The sequence below is a fragment of the Sphingomonas flavida genome, from assembly GCF_036663655.1.
Lineage (GTDB): Bacteria > Pseudomonadota > Alphaproteobacteria > Sphingomonadales > Sphingomonadaceae > Sphingomonas.
Genome location: NZ_JAXOJH010000045.1, coordinates 1 through 1,412, shown reverse-complemented (window position 1 = coordinate 1,412; position 1,412 = coordinate 1). Strand labels below are relative to the sequence as shown.

The following is a 1,412-nucleotide window of genomic DNA, read 5'->3' as shown; positions in this document are numbered from 1 at the left end:
CATACGACCAGCATCTACATCTCCCGAGGACCTGAGCGGTCGGGGCTGGCGCGGGGGCGCTGTGGCGGTGGCATCATCGCCGCATGCCGAAGTTGCCTCAGCCCGTTCTCGAAGTCGCCTGGCGTCACCGTGGCGAGACCGGCAAGATCCACTACCGCCTCCGGCGGCCCGACGGGACGCCGCGGCACCTCATCACCCGCGAGGGCGACGCCCTGTACGAGGTCCTCGAGCAGCACCTCGCAGCGATGGGCTACACGGGGCCCAAGACCCCCGACGAGGACACGACCGAGCACTAGCCAGCTCGGCTCCGGCCGGGCGGTGGGCGAAGTTGCCAGCGGCAGGCCCGGTATCGACGTAGCGTCACAGCCATGAGCGACGAAGGTGAAGGCACGGCGAGCGCGGGGCGTCCTCGGCGTCCGCGAGGGCCTGCGTGGGACGTCGAGGTCAAGGTCGACGTCGGTACTCCGACCTACATCATCCTCGCCGAGCAGATGTACGGGTGGGACGCGAAGGACTGGTGGGAGGACCTCGGTGATCTGCTCGGGGGGCGGCCCGGGTGGCACTGCGACTTCACAGGCGAAGCGCTGCTGTGGTCGTTCGGACCGTTCGGATCATCGCTGTTCAACGTGTCCCCACCAGATGACGCCGGCGACTACGGGGTCGGCGCCTACGAGCTGTTCGACTACGAGGCCGACGAGACGCACCGATTCGCCACCACGGCCGCACTCCTGTCTTGGTTGGAGGCGAACGAGCACCGCCACGCCGACCACGTCCGCAAGCTCAAGGAGTACGCCTCGGCGTTCGAGTGGCGCGTGTTGAAGGACATCGGGGTCGAGCTGCGCGTGACTCATGACGGCTCGGTGTTCATCGGCACATTCCCGGACATCGCATTCGAGAGCGCGTTCGCCGCCGACGTGCCGACCCTCCTCGCCCAGGCCCGCGAAGCGGTCGCTCGCGCGCACGACGCGCCGCCAGGCATCGCCCCCGAGATCGACCTCATTGTTCGCCTCGATCCCAAGGCAAGCGCCGCGCTGACCTGAGGGCAAAGCGGTCGCCGGTGTGTTGCGCCCCGGCCGAGTTTCGGCAAATGCGCCTCGCGCGACATGCGGCGTCCCGGCGACCCAGCGAGCCGGTGACAACGACTCCGCTCGGCGGCCGCTGAGGGCGCGTACATGTTCGCGCGGGCTTGCTGTTGTCTCTCCTTGAGCGGTTCTTCCGCCCGCGCATCCTTGTGTGCCTATCAGGGCGTCGTGTAGTCCTCTGTCCTCGATGGCGCCTCGCGCGGCGCGCCTCCGTCCGACAGAGGTCTGTACGCGATCGGGTGTGCGGGTGCCCCCTCGTCAGCGTCGTGCCGGCTATCAGCCGAACCGGCAGCTGTCGCCGGAGCTAGAGGCGGCACTGGATGCGGAAGC

The 1,412-nt window shown here is 68.7% G+C and carries 2 protein-coding genes; both read left to right on the top strand.

Features of this window, described 5'->3' with window-relative positions; translation table 11 throughout:
• Positions 1-83 precede the first annotated feature (83 nt).
• Positions 84-296, top strand: a complete 213-nt coding sequence (locus U1703_RS18785) for a hypothetical protein (RefSeq protein ID WP_332786963.1) — start codon at positions 84-86, stop codon at positions 294-296.
• Between the two features lie 72 nt (positions 297-368).
• Complete coding sequence (locus U1703_RS18780; RefSeq protein WP_332786962.1) at positions 369-1,040, top strand: hypothetical protein; 672 nt, start codon at positions 369-371, stop codon at positions 1,038-1,040.
• Positions 1,041-1,412: the final 372 nt, after the last annotated feature.

What these genes read in the sequence shown, in the direction of transcription:
- U1703_RS18785 (WP_332786963.1), top strand. Translation starts at nt 84, where the DNA reads ATGCCGAAGTTGCCTCAGCCCGTTCTCGAAGTCGCCTGGCGTCACCGT.
- U1703_RS18780 (WP_332786962.1), top strand. Translation starts at nt 369, where the DNA reads ATGAGCGACGAAGGTGAAGGCACGGCGAGCGCGGGGCGTCCTCGGCGT.